Genomic DNA, 1619 nt, shown 5'->3' with positions numbered 1-1619 from the left:
CAAATCATCAGCTGAACCTGATGGAAAATCATGATCGGCAGCATCATCAGGCCCAGTGAGCCCGCACCAAAGATAATAATTGCCATCGGCAGGCCAGCCGCCAGCGACTTCTTCGAACCGCAGAACTGAATCGTAATACGGTCGGCACGGTTGAAGCCCAGACGCTTAGCCAGCAGGTCGGTCAGCCACAGCATAAACACCACAATAATCGCCATGAGCACAACCAGCAGCACGATCTGCCACCACGCCACGCGCGTCCACACGCCCTGCACCACCGAGGCAGAAAACGCCGAATACACGATCATCATGACCGAGAACTTATCCAGCCACTTGGTGGTCGGCTTCTTGGCGAACTCGCCCACCCAGCGGCGCGTCAACTGGCCGAGCACAAACGGCAAGAACAGCTGAATGGCGATGTCCAGGAAGACCGTTCCGGAGAACTCAATATGCCCCGTGTTCATCAGCATCATGGCGAGCAGCGGGGTCGCCACCACACCCACAATCGAAGAGAGCGAGGCGCTCACAATCGCCGCCGCCACGTTACCGCCCGCAATCGAGGTGAACGCAATTGACGCCTGCACGGTCGAGGGCACAAAGGTCAAGAACAGAATGCCCATGTACAGCCCGTCACCGAGCACAAAACGCAGTGGTGAAAGCGCCAAACCGACCAGCGGGAACAGCACGAACGTGCAGCTCAGAATCATCAGGTGCAGACGCCAGTGGGTCAGGCCGCGAATAGCCTCCGCGGTGGAGAGGCGAGCGCCGTACAGGTAGAACAGCAGGGCGACCGCGAACTTGGTTCCGGTACTGAACCATTCGGCGAAGTCGCCGCGCGCCGGCACGATAATGGCGAGGATAACCGCGCTAATGAGCATGGTCAGTAGCGGGTCGAGTTTGATAGAGCGAAGTGATGAGAGCATGGTTTCCATTTTATGACCGCGGCACGCGGCGGATGCAGTGGTGGGCGCGCCTTCTCACCTGAGGGTCACGTACGAGGCGGTTAACGGCTGAACCCGCCGGGGTGCTTCACGCACCCCGACGGGTCCATCAAGGTTCTTGGGCCTGCAGCTCAGGAACTACTTCTTATCGCTATCGAAGCCATAGCCCTGACCGTACGAGCCGCCCTCAGAGGAGCTACCGTACTGGTTCGGGGTGGCAGAGTCAGTGCCGTACTGGCTGCTGCCGTACTGGCCGTAACCGGGCTGAGTATTACCGGGCTGGGACTCGCCAAAGTTCGGCTGTGCGCCACCAAAACTAGGCTGAGGCGCACCCGGCTGACCGGGCGCCTGCGGGCCACCGGGAGCACCCGGTGCCGGCGCGCCACCGGCGGCAGCGTACGCATCCCAACGCTGGCCGTGGAAAGCACGAGCCTGCTCGGTGAGCCAGCCAGCGAACAGCGTAGAGTTCGCGTCGAACTCGGGGGCGTTCTCAGGCTTGGGATACACATCCACGGTTTCCAGGGTGTAGTCAGCCCACGCGTCCTGGTGTTCACGCATGAACTCGGTGGACTGAATCGGGTCGGGCCACATGTGCACCGGCTCCGCCGCCGGAATCAGGACAGGAACGCGCGGTGCGGTGTCCTTGACCGGGTTCTCAGTCGGGCGCCAGAACAGGCGGCC

1 protein-coding gene and 1 pseudogene are annotated in these 1619 nt (G+C 61.5%); both read right to left on the bottom strand.

The annotated features are described in order from the left end of the window. On the bottom strand, positions 1–920 hold a 920-nt coding region (locus tag Q0216_RS02185; protein WP_298592563.1), incomplete at its 3' end, for a bile acid:sodium symporter family protein. Between the two features lie 156 nt (positions 921–1076). After that, a pseudogene (locus tag Q0216_RS02180) lies at positions 1077–1619 on the bottom strand (peptidase M48); the annotation flags it as partial.

This window comes from uncultured Rothia sp. (genome assembly GCF_937976295.1).
Lineage (GTDB): Bacteria > Actinomycetota > Actinomycetes > Actinomycetales > Micrococcaceae > Rothia.
Note: the sequence above shows the minus strand (reverse complement) of the source record. Positions and strands in the feature narration are given on the sequence as shown.